Source organism: Thiocapsa sp., from assembly GCF_035467215.1.
In the GTDB taxonomy this organism is placed as follows: Bacteria; Pseudomonadota; Gammaproteobacteria; order Chromatiales; family Chromatiaceae; genus Thiocapsa.
On sequence record NZ_DATITZ010000307.1, the window covers coordinates 1 to 16,414 of the forward strand.

The 16,414-nt window shown below is 65.8% G+C and carries 14 protein-coding genes; all 14 read right to left on the reverse strand.

From position 1 onward, the window contains the following. Positions 1 to 177 precede the first annotated feature (177 nt). The 14 genes from VLR48_RS16810 to leuB all read right to left on the reverse strand — a co-directional run bounded on the left by VLR48_RS16810 (position 178) and on the right by leuB (position 16,213). On the reverse strand, positions 178 to 372 hold the full coding sequence (locus VLR48_RS16810; protein ID WP_325292893.1) for a hypothetical protein: 195 nt from the start codon (positions 370 to 372) through the stop codon (positions 178 to 180). Positions 373 to 451: 79 nt separating this feature from the next. Beyond that, positions 452 to 1,696, reverse strand: a complete 1,245-nt coding sequence (locus VLR48_RS16815) for an O-succinylhomoserine sulfhydrylase (protein ID WP_325292894.1) — start codon at positions 1,694 to 1,696, stop codon at positions 452 to 454. Next, positions 1,674 to 3,188 carry an amidophosphoribosyltransferase gene (purF, locus tag VLR48_RS16820; protein ID WP_325292895.1) on the reverse strand — a complete coding sequence of 505 codons (1,515 nt, stop codon included), beginning with the start codon at positions 3,186 to 3,188 and terminating at the stop codon, positions 1,674 to 1,676. Before purF ends, VLR48_RS16815 begins: the two co-directional genes overlap by 23 nt. 237 nt (positions 3,189 to 3,425) lie before the next feature. Then, positions 3,426 to 3,917 carry a CvpA family protein gene (locus VLR48_RS16825; RefSeq protein ID WP_325292896.1) on the reverse strand — a complete coding sequence of 164 codons (492 nt, stop codon included), beginning with the start codon at positions 3,915 to 3,917 and terminating at the stop codon, positions 3,426 to 3,428. Positions 3,918 to 3,972: 55 nt separating this feature from the next. Further along, positions 3,973 to 4,605 (reverse strand): SPOR domain-containing protein, encoded by a 633-nt coding sequence (locus tag VLR48_RS16830; protein WP_325292897.1) that lies wholly within the window; start codon positions 4,603 to 4,605, stop codon positions 3,973 to 3,975. A gap of 234 nt (positions 4,606 to 4,839) precedes the next feature. After that, complete coding sequence (gene folC / locus VLR48_RS16835) at positions 4,840 to 6,126, reverse strand: bifunctional tetrahydrofolate synthase/dihydrofolate synthase (protein ID WP_325292898.1); 1,287 nt, start codon at positions 6,124 to 6,126, stop codon at positions 4,840 to 4,842. 10 nt (positions 6,127 to 6,136) lie between these two features. Next, the gene (gene accD / locus VLR48_RS16840; protein ID WP_325292904.1) at positions 6,137 to 7,018 is read right to left on the reverse strand and encodes an acetyl-CoA carboxylase, carboxyltransferase subunit beta; all 882 of its coding nucleotides are present in this window, start codon (positions 7,016 to 7,018) and stop codon (positions 6,137 to 6,139) included. Positions 7,019 to 7,199: 181 nt separating this feature from the next. Next, on the reverse strand, positions 7,200 to 8,021 hold the full coding sequence (trpA, locus tag VLR48_RS16845) for a tryptophan synthase subunit alpha (protein ID WP_325292899.1): 822 nt from the start codon (positions 8,019 to 8,021) through the stop codon (positions 7,200 to 7,202). Further along, on the reverse strand, positions 8,018 to 9,283 hold the full coding sequence (gene trpB, locus VLR48_RS16850; RefSeq protein WP_325292900.1) for a tryptophan synthase subunit beta: 1,266 nt from the start codon (positions 9,281 to 9,283) through the stop codon (positions 8,018 to 8,020). Before trpB ends, trpA begins: the two co-directional genes overlap by 4 nt. After that, positions 9,267 to 9,893, reverse strand: coding sequence for a phosphoribosylanthranilate isomerase (locus VLR48_RS16855; RefSeq protein ID WP_325292901.1), 627 nt, complete (start codon positions 9,891 to 9,893; stop codon positions 9,267 to 9,269). Before VLR48_RS16855 ends, trpB begins: the two co-directional genes overlap by 17 nt. A gap of 111 nt (positions 9,894 to 10,004) precedes the next feature. Next, positions 10,005 to 10,799: a tRNA pseudouridine(38-40) synthase TruA gene (gene truA, locus VLR48_RS16860; RefSeq protein WP_325292905.1), complete on the reverse strand. Its 795-nt coding sequence runs from the start codon at positions 10,797 to 10,799 to the stop codon at positions 10,005 to 10,007. A gap of 128 nt (positions 10,800 to 10,927) precedes the next feature. Next, complete coding sequence (locus VLR48_RS16865; protein ID WP_325292902.1) at positions 10,928 to 13,714, reverse strand: FimV/HubP family polar landmark protein; 2,787 nt, start codon at positions 13,712 to 13,714, stop codon at positions 10,928 to 10,930. Between the two features lie 162 nt (positions 13,715 to 13,876). Then, positions 13,877 to 14,992, reverse strand: coding sequence for an aspartate-semialdehyde dehydrogenase (gene asd, locus VLR48_RS16870; RefSeq protein ID WP_325292903.1), 1,116 nt, complete (start codon positions 14,990 to 14,992; stop codon positions 13,877 to 13,879). Positions 14,993 to 15,139: 147 nt separating this feature from the next. After that, positions 15,140 to 16,213 (reverse strand): 3-isopropylmalate dehydrogenase, encoded by a 1,074-nt coding sequence (gene leuB, locus VLR48_RS16875; RefSeq protein ID WP_325292906.1) that lies wholly within the window; start codon positions 16,211 to 16,213, stop codon positions 15,140 to 15,142. Positions 16,214 to 16,414 lie beyond the last annotated feature (201 nt).

Here is a 16,414-nt window from a genome sequence, read left to right on the forward strand (position 1 = left end):
CGATGCGATTCATTCTCATTAAGGCAGCTTGATTCCGCGAATCCGCAGCGAATGAGGTTCAATTGAATGCACCGGCACCGGTCCGCCATTCAGGACGCGGTGCCGGGACGGGTAAAAATGGGGTTTTCGGTCGAGCACTAAGTAGCTCCTGGCGGCCGTATCCGGTGCCTTACGCCCCTATTCCCAATCACGAAAAGAGCCGGCGGGGATGCCGAATTGCTCTGCGAAGTTCTGTTGAGAGAGGCCGGTCGCAGCCTGGGCGCGGCGCGCCAACATCGCCCCGAAACCGCGCTCGAACTCGTCGTCGGTGCGCGGAGTTTCGGGTTCGCGAATATCCACGATTTCGTCCAGTGCCGAATGGGCCGCCTTCATGATGACCGCAGGAATACGCACCGACGCACTGTTGCCTCCTTCCTCACGGTGACACGCATACTCGCTTCCCAGCGTATCTTCAGTGGGATTGCGTCTTCAGACCACGCGCCAAATCGCCCTGAATATCCTCGATCTCTTCCAACCCGACGGCCACCCGCACCAGCCCTTCGCCGATGCCGACAGCGGCGCGCTCTTCCGGCGTGAGCCGACCGTGCGTGGTAGTCGCCGGATGGGTGATGGTGGTCTTCACATCGCCGAGATTGGCCGTGATGGACAGCAGCCGGGTCGAGTCGATCAGGTGCCAGGCGCCGGCGCGTCCGCTGCACACGTCGAAGGCGACGATGCCGCCGCCGGTTTGCTGCTGCGAGCCGATGAGATGATGCTGGGGGTGATCCGGGAGTCCGGGATAATAGACGCGCTCGATACCCGGCTGCGCGAGCAGCCATTGCGCGAGTGCCGCCGCGGATTGCGCATGGGCGTGCATCCGCAGCTTCAGCGTTTCGAGTCCTTTGAGAAAAACCCAGGCGTTGAAGGGGCTCATGGTCGGGCCGGCCGTTCTCAAGACGCCGAAGACCCCCTCGCCCACCAGCTTGCGATCGCCGACGACGGCGCCGCCGACGCAACGCCCCTGCCCGTCCAGGTACTTGGTGGCGGAATGGATGACCAGATCCGCGCCGAGCTCGAGCGGGCGTTGCAGGGCCGGGGTGCAGAAGCAGTTGTCGACCGCCAGGAGACAGCCTCGGCGATGTGCGACCTCGGCCAGGCCCCGGATGTCGACCATCTCGGTCAATGGATTGGACGGGGTCTCGCAGAACAGGAGCCGGGTCTCGGGGCGAATCGCCGCGTCCCACGCCTCCAGGTCGTCGAGGGGCACATAGCTGGTCGCGATGCCGAACCGGGAGAGATATTTGTTGAAGAGGAGCGTGGTGCTGCCGAAAAGGCTCCGCGAGGCGACAATGTGGTCCCCGGCCTCCAGCAGACCCATGCAGACAGCCAGGATGGCGGACATCCCGGAGGCGGTCGCCACACAACGCTCGCCGCCTTCGAGGCTGGCCAGACGCTCCTCGAAGGCCGAGACCGTCGGATTCGTGAAACGCGAATAGATGTTGCCCGCTTGATCGCCCGAAAAACGCGCAGCGGCCTCCGCGGCGTTTTTGAAGACGAAGCTGGATGTGGTGAAGATCGGCTCGCCGTGCTCGCCTTCCGGGGTGCGGTGGTGGCCGATCCGCACGGCGCGGGTTGCGAAACCGGGTTCGGCCGAAGGCCGCCCTTCAGCCGACGCATCCGCGGTCGATGAACCGTCAGGCGGAGTTGTAGAGGTCAATGACGTTCTCGCTGAAAGAGCCGTAGGCGGTCTTGGCAACGTCGTTGCGGTTCGCTTCGAGCGTTTGAAGATATTCGGGTGTGACGTCCCCGGTTACGTAGACGCCGTCGAAGACCGAGGTATCGAAGCGGTCGACATGGCTCTTGCCCTTCTTCTGGACGGCGTCGATCAGGTCATCGAGCTCTTGGAAAATGAGCCGGTCCGCACTCAGCTCGCGTGCCACTTCCTCCTCGGTCCGACCGTGGGCGATGAGCTCGCTGGCCGCAGGCATGTCGATACCGTAGACATTAGGGAAACGCACCGGCGGGGCCGCGGATGCGAAATAGACCCGATGTGCACCGGCTTCTCGCGCCATCTGAATGATCTGCTGCGAGGTCGTCCCGCGCACGATGGAGTCGTCGACCAACAAGACGTTCTTTTTGCGGAATTCCAAGTCGATAGCGTTGAGCTTTTGCCGCACCGACTTTTTGCGGACCTGCTGCCCGGGCATGATGAAGGTGCGCCCGATGTAGCGGTTCTTGATGAAGCCTTCCGAATAAGGCACGCCAAGCTGATTGGCCAGCTGGAGTGCGGCGGTGCGGCTGGTGTCGGGGATGGGGATCACGACGTCGATGTCGTGATTGGACCACTCGCGCTTGATCTTGGCAGCGAGCTTCTTGCCCATGCGCGAGCGCGCCTTGTGCACCGAGATGTTGTCGATGATGGAATCCGGGCGGGCGAAGTAGACGAACTCGAAGATGCAGGGCGACAGGATAGGTTGGGCGGCACACTGGTGCGTGTTGATCTGACCGTCGACGGTGATGCAGACCGCCTCGCCCGGCGCGACATCAGCGATTAGGGTGAAACCGATGGTATCGAGCGCCACGCTCTCGGAGGCGATCATGTACTCGGTGCCGAGATCGGTCTCGCGGCGTCCGTAGACCAAGGGCCTGATCCCGTGCGGATCGCGAAAACCGAAGACGCCGAAACCCGGAATCATCGCGACCGCGGCATAACCGCCTCGACAGCGTCGGTGCACCCCCGACACCGCGCGAAAGACATCGTGCTCGTCGATCCGCAGCTTGCCCTGGAGCTGGAGCTCATGGGCAAAGACGTTCAGCAGGATCTCGGAATCCGACGCGGTGTTGAGGTGGCGAAGATCTTCGACGAAGAGGTCGCGCTTGAGGTCCTCGGCATTCGTTAGATTGCCGTTGTGGGCAAGCACGATGCCGTAGGGCGAATTGACGTAGAAGGGCTGGGCCTCGGCCGAGCTGGCCGCGCCGGCAGTTGGATAGCGGACATGTCCGACACCCATATTGCCGCCCAGTTGGATCATGTGTCGCGTGCGGAAGACATCGCGCGCAAGACCATTGTCCTTGCGCAGGTGGAGCTTGTCGCCCTGACAGGTCACGATGCCCGCGGCGTCCTGTCCCCGGTGTTGCAGCACCAGCAGCGAGTCGTAGAGCGCTTGGTTGACCGGACCTTTACCGACAATGCCGACGATGCCGCACATGACTTCCTCGCCCGCGTCCAGCCCGGAGACCGAGACGGATGCTGCTGATTGGGAACAGCGGACTATACCCCGCGAGGTTGATCCGGGACAACATCGAACGACCGATCGCCCGATCCAAGGTTCAGCCGCGCAACCCGCTCCGGTCGCATCTCCCGATGCACACCATCGAAACAAACCAGTCTCAGGAAGCTGGAGGTAGGAAGCTGGCGGCCGGAAAACCCCAAGCGACGCAATCCCTCAAAGGCTCTTGACCCTGGCCTGCACCTCCTCCGGCACCAGACCGATGAGCCAGCCGGCCACCCCTTGGAACTGCCCGATGAGCCGTGACTCCTGCCACCAGGAATCCTCCGGCATAGGCGTGAGGGCCCCCAGAAAGACCGCCATCGCCACGATGACCACGCCGCGGCCCGCTCCGAAGACCAACCCGAGCACCCGATCGACGACACCGAGACCGGTCTTCTCGATCAGGGCCGACAGCAGTGCGCCCAAGAGGGCACCGATGACGAGCGTCGCCAGGATCAAGCCGATAAAGGCCGCGGCCAGACGCACCGAGGGCTGCGACAGGTAGGGCACCAGCAGCTCGGCGACCTCGCGGTGGAACAGCCAGGCGATCAGGATCGCGGCGATCCAGACCCCCAGGGACAAGACCTCGCGGATCAGACCGCGCCCGAGCCCGACCAAAGCGGACAACAGGATAACCCCGAGGATGGCGTAATCGACCCAATTCATCGTCAGCTCCGACGCACCGGACTAGAGGGAAACGCAGCTCGGACCCGGAGATTGCTCAGGGATAACGCTGAACAAAGGGGTCCTTGTATTTCTGGCGGAGCTTGGCGGCCGTCTTTTCGGCGCTCGAGCGGTCGGCTTCGGGCCCGACACGGACGCGGTAATAGGTCCGCCCTCCGACCTCGGCGGACTCGACGAAGGCGGAATAGCCCTCGTTTTGAAGCTTCGCCGCCAATTCCTGCGCGCTTGCCGAGGTCCCCAGACTCGCGACTTGTGTGACATAGGACGGCATCCCGTCGTCGCGCGCCATCGGCGGCGGTGCCTCGGGCACCCGAGTCGTCGCGGCCGGCGCCGTGCTTGGCGCCGCGACCGGCGGGGCCGACGCCGAGTCTCCCGCCGGCTCGTCGAACCCGCCCTCGTACACGGGCTCGATCTCCTCGGCGGCGGGGAGCGCCAAGGTCGCCGGATCGATCCATTCCTCTTCGGGAAGCCCGCCGACGCCCGAATCGGCCGGCGTCAGAAAGGACTCCGAGCGAAAGCGCTCGTCGACAACCGGCTGCTCGGGAATCACCGCCGGCAGCGCGGGCAGATCCGTCACCGCCTCTTCCTCGAACAGCATCGGGACGAAGATGACCGCCAGCGAGACGATCACGATCGCCCCCACCAACCGCTTCTTTGCGCCTTCTTGCATAAATCGCCACCTGAATGCCGGGCATCGTGCAAATCGCCGACGCCGTGAGATCATGTTTGTCGATCGGCCTCGAAAGGCCGGAAGTATAGCATGGACGCGCCGAAACCATACCGGCAATCCTGAAATATCGCTATTGATTTCAATCGGATAATATCATTGAACCGGGTCACGGCCGGAGCCGCACAAGGGCTCGGTAGACCCTCGACGGCCGAATCGGACACCCCGACCCGAGGCTCAGCCGCGCTCGCCGGGACCCGGATCGAGTCTGCGCAGCGCCGCCCCGACGGTCGTGAATGAGCCGACGACCAAGAGGGCGTCACCCGGCTCGGATGCGGCCTCGGCGGCATCGAGCGCGGCATCCAGAACCGACAGCACCGCCGCAGGTGCAGGCAAGACCCCCTCCAGACGCTTGCTCAGCACCTCGACGGGCATCGCGCGCGGATCGCTGCTCTGCGCGAGATACCAATCGGCCACGAACGGCAGGAGCGGCCGCACGATCGACTCGGGCGATTTGTCCTCGAGGACCGCAATGACGGCGCGCAGCCGACCGCGACAGGCGAAAGTGCGCAGATTCACGGCCAATGCCTGCGCCGCCTCGCCGTTGTGCGCAACGTCCAGGATCCAGGTCAGCGTGCCCGGGAAGACCTGGAACCGGCCCGGCAAGCGCGCCCGTTGCAGCCCGGCCCGGATGGCGTTGATCGAGATCGGCAAGCGCTCGTGCAAGGCGCGCAGTGCTGCGATCGCCGCCGAGGCATTGTCGTACTGGAAGGGTCCGCGCATCGCCGGCTCGGGCAAGGCCAGACGCTCGCCCGAGGGTGTGCTCCAGATCCAGCCTCCGCCATCGCCGAGCGTCCAATCGATCTCCCGACCGAGCTGCATCGGCACACTCCCGCGCAGCTGCGCCTCGGCCCGCAGCCGCGCCGGGGCATTGCGCTGACCGATCACGGCGGGATGGCCGGGGCGAAAGATCCCGGCCTTCTCGTAGGCGATTTGATCCAAGGAATCGCCCAACCAGGCCGTGTGATCCAGCCCGATCGAGGTGACGACGGAGACATCCGCGTCCCACAGATTCGCCGCATCGAGTCGCCCTCCCAGCCCGACCTCGAGGATCACGACATCGGGGGCGCTGCGCACGAAGATCTCGAGTGCCGCGAGGGTGCCGAACTCGAAATAGGTCAGCGCCGTCTCCCCGCGCGCCCGGTCGACGCGCTCGAACGATTCGCAGAGGAGCGCCTCGGAGACATCTTCCCCGTCGAGCCGCACACGCTCGTTGTAACGCAGCAGATGCGGCGAGCTGTAGGCCCCGGTGCGATATCCGGCAGCCCGACAGATCGCCTCTGCCATCGCGACGCATGAGCCCTTCCCGTTGGTCCCGCCCACCGTGACCAGCAGAAACGGCAAAGACGCCGGCCCGAGCCGCGCCCACACGGCACCGACCCGTTCGAGCCCGAGCGCGATGGCCTTCGGATGCAGCTGCATCTGCCAGACCAACCAGGCATCAAGGTTGTCGAAACGACTCACGAGACGCGATTCAGACCGGCACGACAGTGCGCACGTACCGCGGCCGATGGGTCAAGATCGCCAACAGATCGGCAATCCGCTCGCGCAGGTCCCGCCGGTCCATGATCATGTCGAGCGCACCCTTTTCGATCAGGAACTCGCTGCGCTGAAAACCCTCGGGCAGCTTTTCGTGAACCGTCTGCTCGATCACGCGCGGACCGGCGAAGCCGATCAATGCGTTGGGCTCGGCGATGTTGAGATCGCCGAGCATCGCGAGACTCGCCGAGACGCCGCCCATCGTCGGATCCGTCATGACGGAGACGAAGGGAAGCGACTGCTCGCGCATGCGTCCCAAGGCCGCGCTGGTCTTGGCCATCTGCATCAGGGAGAAGAGACTCTCCTGCATGCGTGCGCCGCCGCTCGCCGAAAAACAGACATAGGGCGAATTCTGCTCGAGCGCCGCCTCGACACCCCGCACGAAGCGCTCGCCGACCACCGAGCCCATGGACCCGCCCATGAAGCCGAACTCGAAGGCCGAGGCCACGATCGGCTGACCTTTCAGCCGACCACGCATCACGATCATGGCCTCCTTCTCGGAGGACTGCTTCTGGGCCTGGACGAGACGGTCTTTGTATTTCTTCAGATCCTTGAACTTGAGCGGGTCCAGAGACTCGAGCTCGGCCCCGATCTCCTCGCGGCCCTCCGGATCGAGAAAGGTCTCGAGGCGGCGGCGCCCGCTCAAGCGGCTGTGGTGGCTGCACTTGGGGCAGACCTCCAGGTTCCGCTCGAGCTCCGCGCGGTAGAGGATGGCCTGACAGCCCGGGCATTTCGCCCAAACGCCCTCGGGCACGGCGCGCTTGGTGCTGGCATCGGTACGGATGCGGCTCGGGATCAGCTTCTCGAACCAGCTCATACTCTTGTCCATCGCCTGCTTGATGGTGGCCGCGCGGTCGCCCTTGAGCTCGTCTGCGGTCTTGGGCCGGCCGGATTGGCCCTGCATCGTTTGGCCGGACGCAAATTTCCCGGGCGGGCTCGCCGCGGGCGCGGCCGGTTTATCCAAACGCGTCAGCGCGTGTCGGACTCGGCTGGGGGGCTTAGGCGACATGGGCATCCACCTCGTCGATGGCTCGGCGTAGACCGGTGAGGAACTCCGCAACGGCCTCCGGGATCCGCTCCGGGGTCGCGGCGAGCGCCTCGATCCGACTCACGATGGCGCTGCCGACGATGACCGCGTCGGCGACCCGGGCGACCGCGGCCGCGGTTTCGGGGGTGTTGATGCCGAACCCGACCCCGACCGGGAGTCGGATCAGCGACTTGATCAGACCGACCTTCTCGGCGACCGCGGCGGTATCCAGGTTTCCGGCCCCGGTCACGCCCTTCACCGAGACGTAGTAGACGAACCCGCTCGCGACCTCTCCGATCCGCGCGATGCGCGCCTCGGTCGATGTCGGCGCCAGGAGATAGACCAGATCCAGCCCCTGCGCCTTGAGCATCGCGACCAGCGCGTGCCCCTCCTCGGGCGGTACGTCGACAATCAGGGCGCCGTCCAGTCCGGCCGCGTGCGCCGCGACCGCGAAGGTCTCGTAACCCATCACCTCGATCGGATTGAGATAACCCATGAGGATGACGGGCGTCTCGGTGTCGCGCTCGCGAAACTGCCGGACCATGTCGAGCACGTCGTCCAGCGAGACGCCTTGAGCCAAGGCCCGCTCGGTCGCCCGCTGGATCACCGGACCGTCGGCGATCGGATCGGAGAAGGGCACGCCCAGCTCGATGAGATCCACACCCGCGGCGACCATCGCGTGCATCAAGGGAACGGTCACGGCGGGCGACGGATCACCGGCGGTGACGAAGGGGATGAGCGCGGTGCGACCCCGGTCGCGAAGCTGCTCGAAACGTGCGGCGATTCGACTCATAAGACCAACCCGTCGTGACTGGCGACCGTGTGCATGTCCTTGTCCCCTCGACCCGAGAGATTGACGATGATCGTCTGATCCTTACGCATTGTCGGGGCAAGCTTGTGCACATAGGCCAAGGCGTGACTGGACTCGAGGGCCGGAATGATGCCCTCGGTTCGGGTCAGGTGATGAAATGCACGCAGGGCCTCGTCGTCGGTGACCGAGTCGTAGCCCGCGCGTCCGCTGTCTTTGAGCCAGGCGTGCTCGGGGCCGACACCGGGATAGTCGAGCCCGGCCGAGATGGAGTGGGTCTCGACGATCTGACCGTGATTGTCCTCCATCAGATAGGTGCGGTTGCCGTGCAGCACGCCGGGGCGACCCGCGCAGAGCGGCGCGGCATGGCGACCGGTCTGCAGGCCGTCGCCCGCGGCCTCCACACCGTAGATCGCAACCCCATCGTCCCCGATGAAGGGATAGAAGAGCCCGATGGCGTTGGAGCCGCCGCCTACGCAGGCGACCAGGGCATCGGGCAGTCGCCCGCTGCGCGCGAGCATCTGCGCGCGGGCCTCGCGACCGATGACCGCCTGGAAATCACGAACCATCGCCGGATAGGGATGTGGACCGGCGACCGTGCCGATGATGTAGAAGGTGTCGTCGATGTTCGTCACCCAGTCACGCATCGCCTCGTTCAGCGCGTCCTTGAGCGTGCGCGACCCGGAGGTGACCGAGACCACGCGCGCCCCGAGCAAGCGCATGCGATAGACGTTCGCCTCTTGGCGAGCGATATCCACTTCGCCCATGTAGACGACGCATTCCAGACCGAGTCGTGCCGCCACGGTGGCGCTCGCCACCCCGTGCTGACCGGCGCCGGTCTCGGCGATGATGCGGGTCTTGCCCATGCGCCGCGCGAGCAAGGCCTGACCGATGGTGTTGTTGACCTTGTGCGCGCCGGTGTGATTTAGATCCTCGCGCTTGAGAAAGATCTGCGCACCGCCGAGCTCGCGACTCCAACGCTCCGCGTGATAAAGGGGCGAGGGCCGGCCGACATAGTCCTGAAGGTCGGCATCGAGCTCGGCCAGAAACTCGGGATCGGCCATGTAGCGCTCGTAGGCCGTGCGCAGTTCTTCGAGCGGATGCATGAGGGTCTCGGGGACGAACATCCCGCCGTAGGGTCCGAAATGACCGCCTGCGTCCGGCCAGTTGTAAGCACCGGACGATGCGAGCGGTACGCCGGCCGAATCGGCACCGGCCAGGCCGAGATAATCAGGAGAAGTCGACATCGTTCACCCTCTGCATGAAATCACGAATCTTGTCATGGTCCTTGACGCCCTTCGACGCCTCCACACCGCCGCTCACGTCGACGCCGAACGGACGTACCCGGCGGATCGCCTCCCCGACATTCCCGACATGCAGACCGCCCGCGAGGACGATCGAAGGCGCAAGGACCGCCGGGATCCGATCCCAATCGAAGCGCTGACCGGTCCCGCCCGGGCGAGCCGGATCGAAGGTATCGAGCAAGAGCCCGGCGGCATGTCCGTAGCGCCGCTGCTCCTCGGTGAGATCCACGCCCGAACGCATCCGGATCGCCTTAATCCATCTCCGCCCGAAGGATGCGCAGAGCTCCGGGTCTTCCTCGCCGTGGAACTGCAGCAGCTCGAGCGGAACCCGGTCCAGGGTCGCGCGAATCTGCTCGGGGGGGGCATCGACGAAAAGCCCGACCGCCGTCACGAAGGGCGGCAACCCGGCGCAGAGGTCGCGGGCATCCTGCGGCGACACCGCACGCGGACTCGACGGATGGAAGACGAAGCCGACCGCGTCGGCCCCCGCGGCAACCGCCGCATCCACGTCGGCCCGCCGCGTCAAACCACAAATCTTAACGCGGGTTCTCATGATTGGCGAATGCCGGCTGAACCGCGTCCTCGAGCGACCGAGCAACGGGGGTCGAAGCATTGCGCGTCGGGGCAACCTGCGAGCGTCGAGTCGACGCGGTTCAGTTGATTACTAGCAAGAGCGTGGGACATTGTGCTGATCCGTCGATGGTGCGGGCGCCGGACCGGATGGCAGTTGAAACGCTTCCGGGTAGTCGGCGCGTACGAAATAGAGCCCTTGTGGCGGGGCGGTCACACCCCCGAGGCGGCGGTCGCGCAGCTCCAAAAGCTCGCGCGTCCAATCGACCAACGCCTCGCCGCGGCCGATCGTCATCAGCACGCCGGCGATGTTGCGAACCATATGGTGCAAAAACCCGTTGGCACCAACCCGCAGCTGAATAAGGCCATCCGTCTCGCTCAGCTCGAGATAGTGCAGATGGCGGATCGGACTCTTCGCCTGACAGGCGACCGCGCGAAAGCTGGAGAAGTCGTGCACGCCGACCAGTGCCTGTCCGGCCTCGCGCATGCGCTCGATATCCAGGGGCCGGTGGCTCCAGACGGCGCGGTCGCGCTGCAGGGGCGAGCGCGTCGCACGCACCATGATCAGGTAGCGATAGTGACGGGCCTGCGCCTCGAAACGGGCATGAAACCGTGGATCGACCGGACAGGCCCAGCGCACGGCGACATCGGGCGGAAGATTGACGTTGGTCCCGAGCACCCAGGCGCGCTCGGTGCGACGCGCCGCGGTGTCGAAATGCACCACCTGCTCGTCGGCGTGCACGCCGGCGTCGGTGCGCCCTGCGCACTGGACGCGGATCGGATGATCGGCGACGCGGCCGATCGCCTCTTCGAGCGTCGCCTGGACGCTGCGCACGCCGACCTGGACCTGCCAGCCGCGAAAGGCCGAGCCGTCGTACTCGATACCCATGGCGATCCGTTGCTGGCGCGCCGCGGTAGCCGGCACCGATCCATCGGGCTCGGGCGTCGACTCCGTGCTCGGCCCGGATCTCTGCGTCGTTCCCGGCACGCGTATCGGCACCGCGGTCACCTCGGCATTCAGGCGAGTGTCCTCAGCATCTGTTGCGCCTCGCTGCGCTGCTCCTCGCGACCGTCCGCGATCACTTCCTGGAGGATCTCCCGCGCGGAGGCGCCGTCGTCCATGTCGATATAGGCACGTGCGAGATCGAGCTTGGTGGCATTCTCGTCCCAGATCCCGGAGTCCATGGCCCATTGCTCGGCGAGCCCCTCGTCGAGGGGCTCGAGGACATCAGGCAAGAACTCGCCGCCGGGCGCATCTCCGGCGGAAGGACCGACCTCGTCGTTCGGGAGCGTCAGACTCGGCAGCGGCTCTTCGGGCTGCGCCTTGGGCGTCGTCACCGGCGGCGTCGCCACCGGCGGGGAACCGGCGTCCAGGAAGGCGTCGAGATCCAGATCACGGGAATCGCGAAGATCGTCCAGCGTCAGAACCAAGTCGGGCTCTTCGGAAAGCCCGCCCTGCCGATCCCGTTCCTCGGCGCTTGGCGGTGCGGACAGCTCCTGCAGACCGGACAGATTCTGTAGACCGGACAGCTCGGGCAGATCGGGAGAGCTGTCCAACGCGGAATCGTCGAACAAAAGCGGAAGGTCTTCGTCCTCCGTCGGCGGGGACCGTGTCGCTGTCCCCGGAGTCCTCGCGGTAACCGGTTTGGACTCGATCTCGCCGAGATCGAGTTTGAAGAAGTCGTTTTCGTCCTCGCGAGCCTCGCCGAACGACAGCTCGGCGCCACCCTCCAGATCGGCTAAATCCGGGCCTGTCTGCCGTGCAGGGATTCCGGTCGCCTCGGTAATCGACATGGTGGCCCCCGGATCCCAGGTGCCGCCTTGCTCGACCACTGCGGCAATCGCGCTCAACCGTTGCCAGCGTGCCGGCTCGGCGGTGGCCGCGCCGGTGGCTTTGAGATTCTGCATGAGCTTGCGCAACGCCTCCGGGTGCTCGGATCCGGCATAGACCTCCGCCAGCTTGAATCGCACGTCGCGGCGTTCCGGCGAGCGTTTGAGCTCGCGCTTGAGCAGGTCCTCGGCCTCCTTGTAACGCCCGTAGGCGATGTAGATATCGGCCTCGGAGAGGGCATCGGCCTCGTCGGTCTCGGTCTCGAAGTGCCCGAAAGAGGTCAGCTGGGAGGACGGCGTCAGCAAGCCGGAGTCGATCTGCAGCGCTTGGGCCGCCGACTCGGGTGAGGCCGGCTCCGGCTCGCGCGGCGGAGCAAGGCCGGCGTCGGCCGTCGTCCGTTCCGCAACCGCGGCCGGCATCGGCTCGGGAGCAACCGTCTCGGTCTCCGGCTCCTGGAGGGCGACGACAGCGGAGTCGATACTCCATTCGTCCTCGTTTTCCTCCTGGTCGCGGCGACGACGACGCGCCGACACCAGTGAAAAGGCGAGGACCCCCAGGGCCGTCACGCCGGCGAAACCGGCGAGCGGGAGAAGATAGGCATGCCAGGTGGAGGGGGCCGCAGGCTCGGTTTCCACCGAAGGCTCGATCTCCTCGCCCTCGACCGCCGGCGCGACCGGAGTGGCCACCGCGGAGGTTTCGGTCTCGACCTCGGCGACGCCCGGGTCGGCGCCCGCATCGACGGCCGGAGCCTCTTCGCTCGGGGGAGATTCCGAATCGACCTCGATCGCGACCGTTTCGCCGGACGCGCCCCCCTGAAACCGTGCCACCTCGGCGTTTCGCAATTGCAACAGGGTCTGGATGTCGGCGAGCTGCGTCTCCAGCTCGCGGACCCGCTCGCGAAGCTCCTCGGTCTCCTGACGGGCCGATTCGCTCGCCTCGCTCATGAGCAGGAGCTCCTGCTCCAGATCGGTCCCCGGCGACGGCGTGCTATCGGAGTCCCGGGCGGTGTCGGCGGCGGATTGCGCCGGTACTGCCTCGACGGTGCCGGGCGCCGCACCGGCAGCTGCACCCGCGATGCGCAGAAGCGCGCTCTCCGCCGCTTCGGCGTCGTCGACCCGCGCAACCTCGGTGATGGGCGAACGACGCACCGCGCCACCCTGCAGCGCAGTCTGAAGCTCAGTCGCCGCTGCGGCCTCGTCGAGCGCAAACAATTCAGCGCGCGAGGGGATGACCAGCGTCTTGCCCGCGGTCAAACGGTCGATGTCGCCTCCGATGAAGGCGTCCTGATTGTTGCGATAAAGCGCCAGGGCGGTCTGGGCCGTCGTCGCGCCCGCCGGTTGGCCACCGCGCGCCAGTCGCAACAGACCCGTCCCGGAACGGACGGGACCGAAATAGGCGGGGAACCCATCCGCCCCGCTCGGGATCCGAGAGACCGGCTGCGACGGGGATCGATCGACAGGATCGCTGCGCGGCGGTGCGGGGTCGGAGCGCGCGGCCGATCGAGGTGTCGCAGGGGGCGTTGCCGGTCGACGATCGGCAATGGCAGGCGGGCGAACCGCGGGCGCGGGACGCTCGGACATCGAGGATGGATCCAGGAGAACCGTGAATTCCTTGACCATTTGACCGGCGGGCCAGACGACCTCGACGAGAAAGTCGATGAAGGGCTCGCGGATCGGCTCGCGACTCATGATGCGGATCACCGCATCCCCGCGCCCGGACATCTGAGGTTCAAAGGCGAACTGCGTCAGAAAGTGATAACGCTCGATGCCTGATTTCGCGAAGGCATCCGCGCTGGCGAGCGTCGCTTTGACGGTGTCGAGCTCGTCGGATCTGACGTCGAAGAGATCGATCTCGCCGACGAAGGGCTGGTTGAGGGCGGACTCGGTCCACAAGCCTCCGAGACCGAGTGCGTGCGCGCCGGCTGCGGTTAGGGTCAGGACCATGATCGACGGCAGAATGACCTGACGAGACATCCGCCTCCCTCGTGCACTGGCAGCATCGGACCACCGAATCGGAAGAGCCGGCGACCGATCGCTCGTCCGGCTCGAATCCCCCCTGAAGCGACCCGACTATATCCGAACGCACCCGTACACACAACGAACACCGCATCACCCCAGGAGTCGAAAGCGAACGGCTCAAGGCGCGAGCAAGATACGAATCATACGCCGCAGTGGCTCGGCCGCACCCCAGAGTAGCTGATCGCCGACCGTGAAGGTGGTGAGATAGCGCCCGCCCAGGTTCATCTTGCGCAGCCGCCCCACCGGGACCGTCAGGGTGCCGGTAACTGCTGCCGGGGATAGCCCCACTAACGTCTCCTGCCGGTCGTTGGGGACGACCCGTGCCCAGTCGTTGGAGGCCGCAATGATCTGCTCGATCTCCGGGATCGAGCAATCACGCGTCAGCTTGATGGTCAGGCCCTGACTGTGGCAGCGCATGGCGCCGACGCGCACACAGAGTCCGTCGATCGGCACCGGGTCGCCCTCGCGACCGAGGATCTTGTTGGTTTCGGCCATGCCCTTCCATTCCTCGCGGCTCTGGCCGTTCGGCAAGGCGGTGTCGATCCAGGGGATTAGACTGCCGGCCAGAGGAGCCCCGAAGTTCTCGGTCGGAAACGCGGTGCCGCGCATGGTCTCGGTGACGCGCCGATCGATTTCCAGGATGGCGGAAGCAGGATCGTCCAGAAGCGGCGAGACCGCGCCGTGCAGCGCGCCCATCTGGGATAGCAGCTCGCGCATATTCTTCGCGCCCGCGCCGGAGGCCGCCTGATAGGTCATGGCACTGACCCACTCGACCAGACCCTCGCGGAACAACCCGCCGATCGCCATCAGCATGAGGCTCACGGTGCAGTTGCCGCCGATGAAATCGCGCTTGCCCTGCTCCAGCGCGGCATCGATCACGGGCTGATTGACCGGATCCAGAATGATGGTCGCGTTCGGATCCATGCGCAGCGCCGAGGCCGCGTCGACCCAATAGCCGTCCCAGCCGGTGGCGCGCAGCTTGGGATAGATGGCCTTGGTGTAGTCCCCGCCCTGACAGGTCAGGATGAGGTCCATCTCGCGCAGTGCATCGATGGACTCGGCATCCTGCAGCGGGCGCGCACCCTGCCCCACGTCCGGACCCGGCTGACCGACCTGCGAGGTGGTGAAAAAGACCGCCTCCGGGATCTGCTCAAAATCGCCCTCCGCCCGCATGCGGTCCATCAAGACCGAGCCAACCATGCCACGCCAGCCGATGAATCCGACACGCTTCATTGAGGTACTCCGCAATCGTGGATTGGTGTGTCTATCGTTGGGCTTCCTGCCTCCTGCTTCCTGCTTCCTGCCTTCTGTCTTCTGCCAACCCGAAGCTGATGGCTGACGGCTAAGTGCTGGCGGCAGGCGGCTGGAGGCTGGCGGCCCCTAAAGCTCCGCCACCACCGCATCGCCCATCTCGGCGGTGCCGACCTGGCGCATGCCGCTCGACATGATGTCCGCGGTGCGCAGGCCCTGATCAAGCACCTTGGAGACGGCGGCCTCGATGCACTCCGCCGCGGGCACGGCGTCGAGCGAATAGCGCAGCATCATGGCGACCGAGAGGATGGTGGCGAGCGGATTGGCGACGCCCTTGCCGGCGATGTCGGGCGCGGAGCCGTGGATCGGCTCGTACATGCCCTGCCCTTTCTCGTTCAGGGAGGCCGAGGGCAACATCCCGATGGAGCCGGTCAGCATGGCAGCGCAGTCCGAAAGGATGTCGCCGAAGATGTTGCCGGTGACCATGACGTCGAACTGCTTGGGCGCGCGCACCAGCTGCATGGCGGCGTTGTCGACATACATATGTGACAGCGCGATCTCGGGATAGTCGCGTGCGGTCCGGATCGCGACCTCGCGCCACATCTCGGTGCATTCGAGCACGTTCGCCTTGTCCACCGAGCAGACCTTCTTTCCGCGCTTCATGGCGATATCGAAGGCGACGCGACAGATGCGCTCGACCTCGGACTCGGTGTAGACCATGGTGTTGAAGCCGCGACGCTCGCCGGACGGCAGGGTCTCGACGCCGCGCGGCTGGCCGAAGTAGATGTCGCCGGTGAGCTCGCGCACGATCATGATGTCGAGCCCGGAGACCACCTCGGGCTTAAGCGTGGAGGCATCGGCCAGCTGCGGATAGAGGATCGCCGGGCGCAGGTTGGCAAAGAGGCCGAGACCCGCGCGCAAGCCGAGCAGACCCTTCTCGGGACGCTTGGAGATGTGCAGCGGCTCCCACTTGGGTCCGCCCACCGCGCCGAGCAGCACGGCATCGGATGCGCGCGCGGCCTCGAGTGTCTCCTCGGGCAGCGGATCGCCCGCGGCGTCGTAGGCCGCGCCGCCGACCAGGCCGTCCTGCAGAGTGACATCGATGGCCCCTTCCGCTTGGAGGACGTTCAGGACCTTAACAGCCTCGGCCACGATCTCCGTGCCGATCCCGTCACCCGCCAGCACCAGTATCTTCTTGCTCAATGGCTTCTCACTCAATCAAGTCTCGTGGTGTGCCGTTCGCCTAGACAGGCCAAGGCATCGCGATCGGGTCGGGCTGACAGGATTGCGCCCGTCAGCCCTCCCACACCACCGGACATGCGGTTTTCCGCATCCGGCGGTTGAACCCAGCCACCGGTTACGCGGCAGCAAGGTCTGATGGAACCCACAATCCGTAGCGGCGAA

Excerpts from the sequence above, each read along its gene's own strand:
- VLR48_RS16810 (WP_325292893.1), bottom strand. The coding sequence starts at position 372 with ATGAAGGCGGCCCATTCGGCACTGGACGAAATCGTGGATATTCGCGAA.
- purF (WP_325292895.1), bottom strand. The coding sequence starts at position 3,188 with ATGTGCGGCATCGTCGGCATTGTCGGTAAAGGTCCGGTCAACCAAGCG.
- VLR48_RS16825 (WP_325292896.1), bottom strand. The coding sequence starts at position 3,917 with ATGAATTGGGTCGATTACGCCATCCTCGGGGTTATCCTGTTGTCCGCT.
- VLR48_RS16830 (WP_325292897.1), bottom strand. The coding sequence starts at position 4,605 with ATGCAAGAAGGCGCAAAGAAGCGGTTGGTGGGGGCGATCGTGATCGTC.
- accD (WP_325292904.1), bottom strand. The coding sequence starts at position 7,018 with ATGAGCTGGTTCGAGAAGCTGATCCCGAGCCGCATCCGTACCGATGCC.
- trpA (WP_325292899.1), bottom strand. The coding sequence starts at position 8,021 with ATGAGTCGAATCGCCGCACGTTTCGAGCAGCTTCGCGACCGGGGTCGC.
- trpB (WP_325292900.1), bottom strand. The coding sequence starts at position 9,283 with ATGTCGACTTCTCCTGATTATCTCGGCCTGGCCGGTGCCGATTCGGCC.
- VLR48_RS16855 (WP_325292901.1), bottom strand. The coding sequence starts at position 9,893 with ATGAGAACCCGCGTTAAGATTTGTGGTTTGACGCGGCGGGCCGACGTG.
- truA (WP_325292905.1), bottom strand. The coding sequence starts at position 10,799 with ATGGGTATCGAGTACGACGGCTCGGCCTTTCGCGGCTGGCAGGTCCAG.
- VLR48_RS16865 (WP_325292902.1), bottom strand. The coding sequence starts at position 13,714 with ATGTCTCGTCAGGTCATTCTGCCGTCGATCATGGTCCTGACCCTAACC.
- asd (WP_325292903.1), bottom strand. The coding sequence starts at position 14,992 with ATGAAGCGTGTCGGATTCATCGGCTGGCGTGGCATGGTTGGCTCGGTC.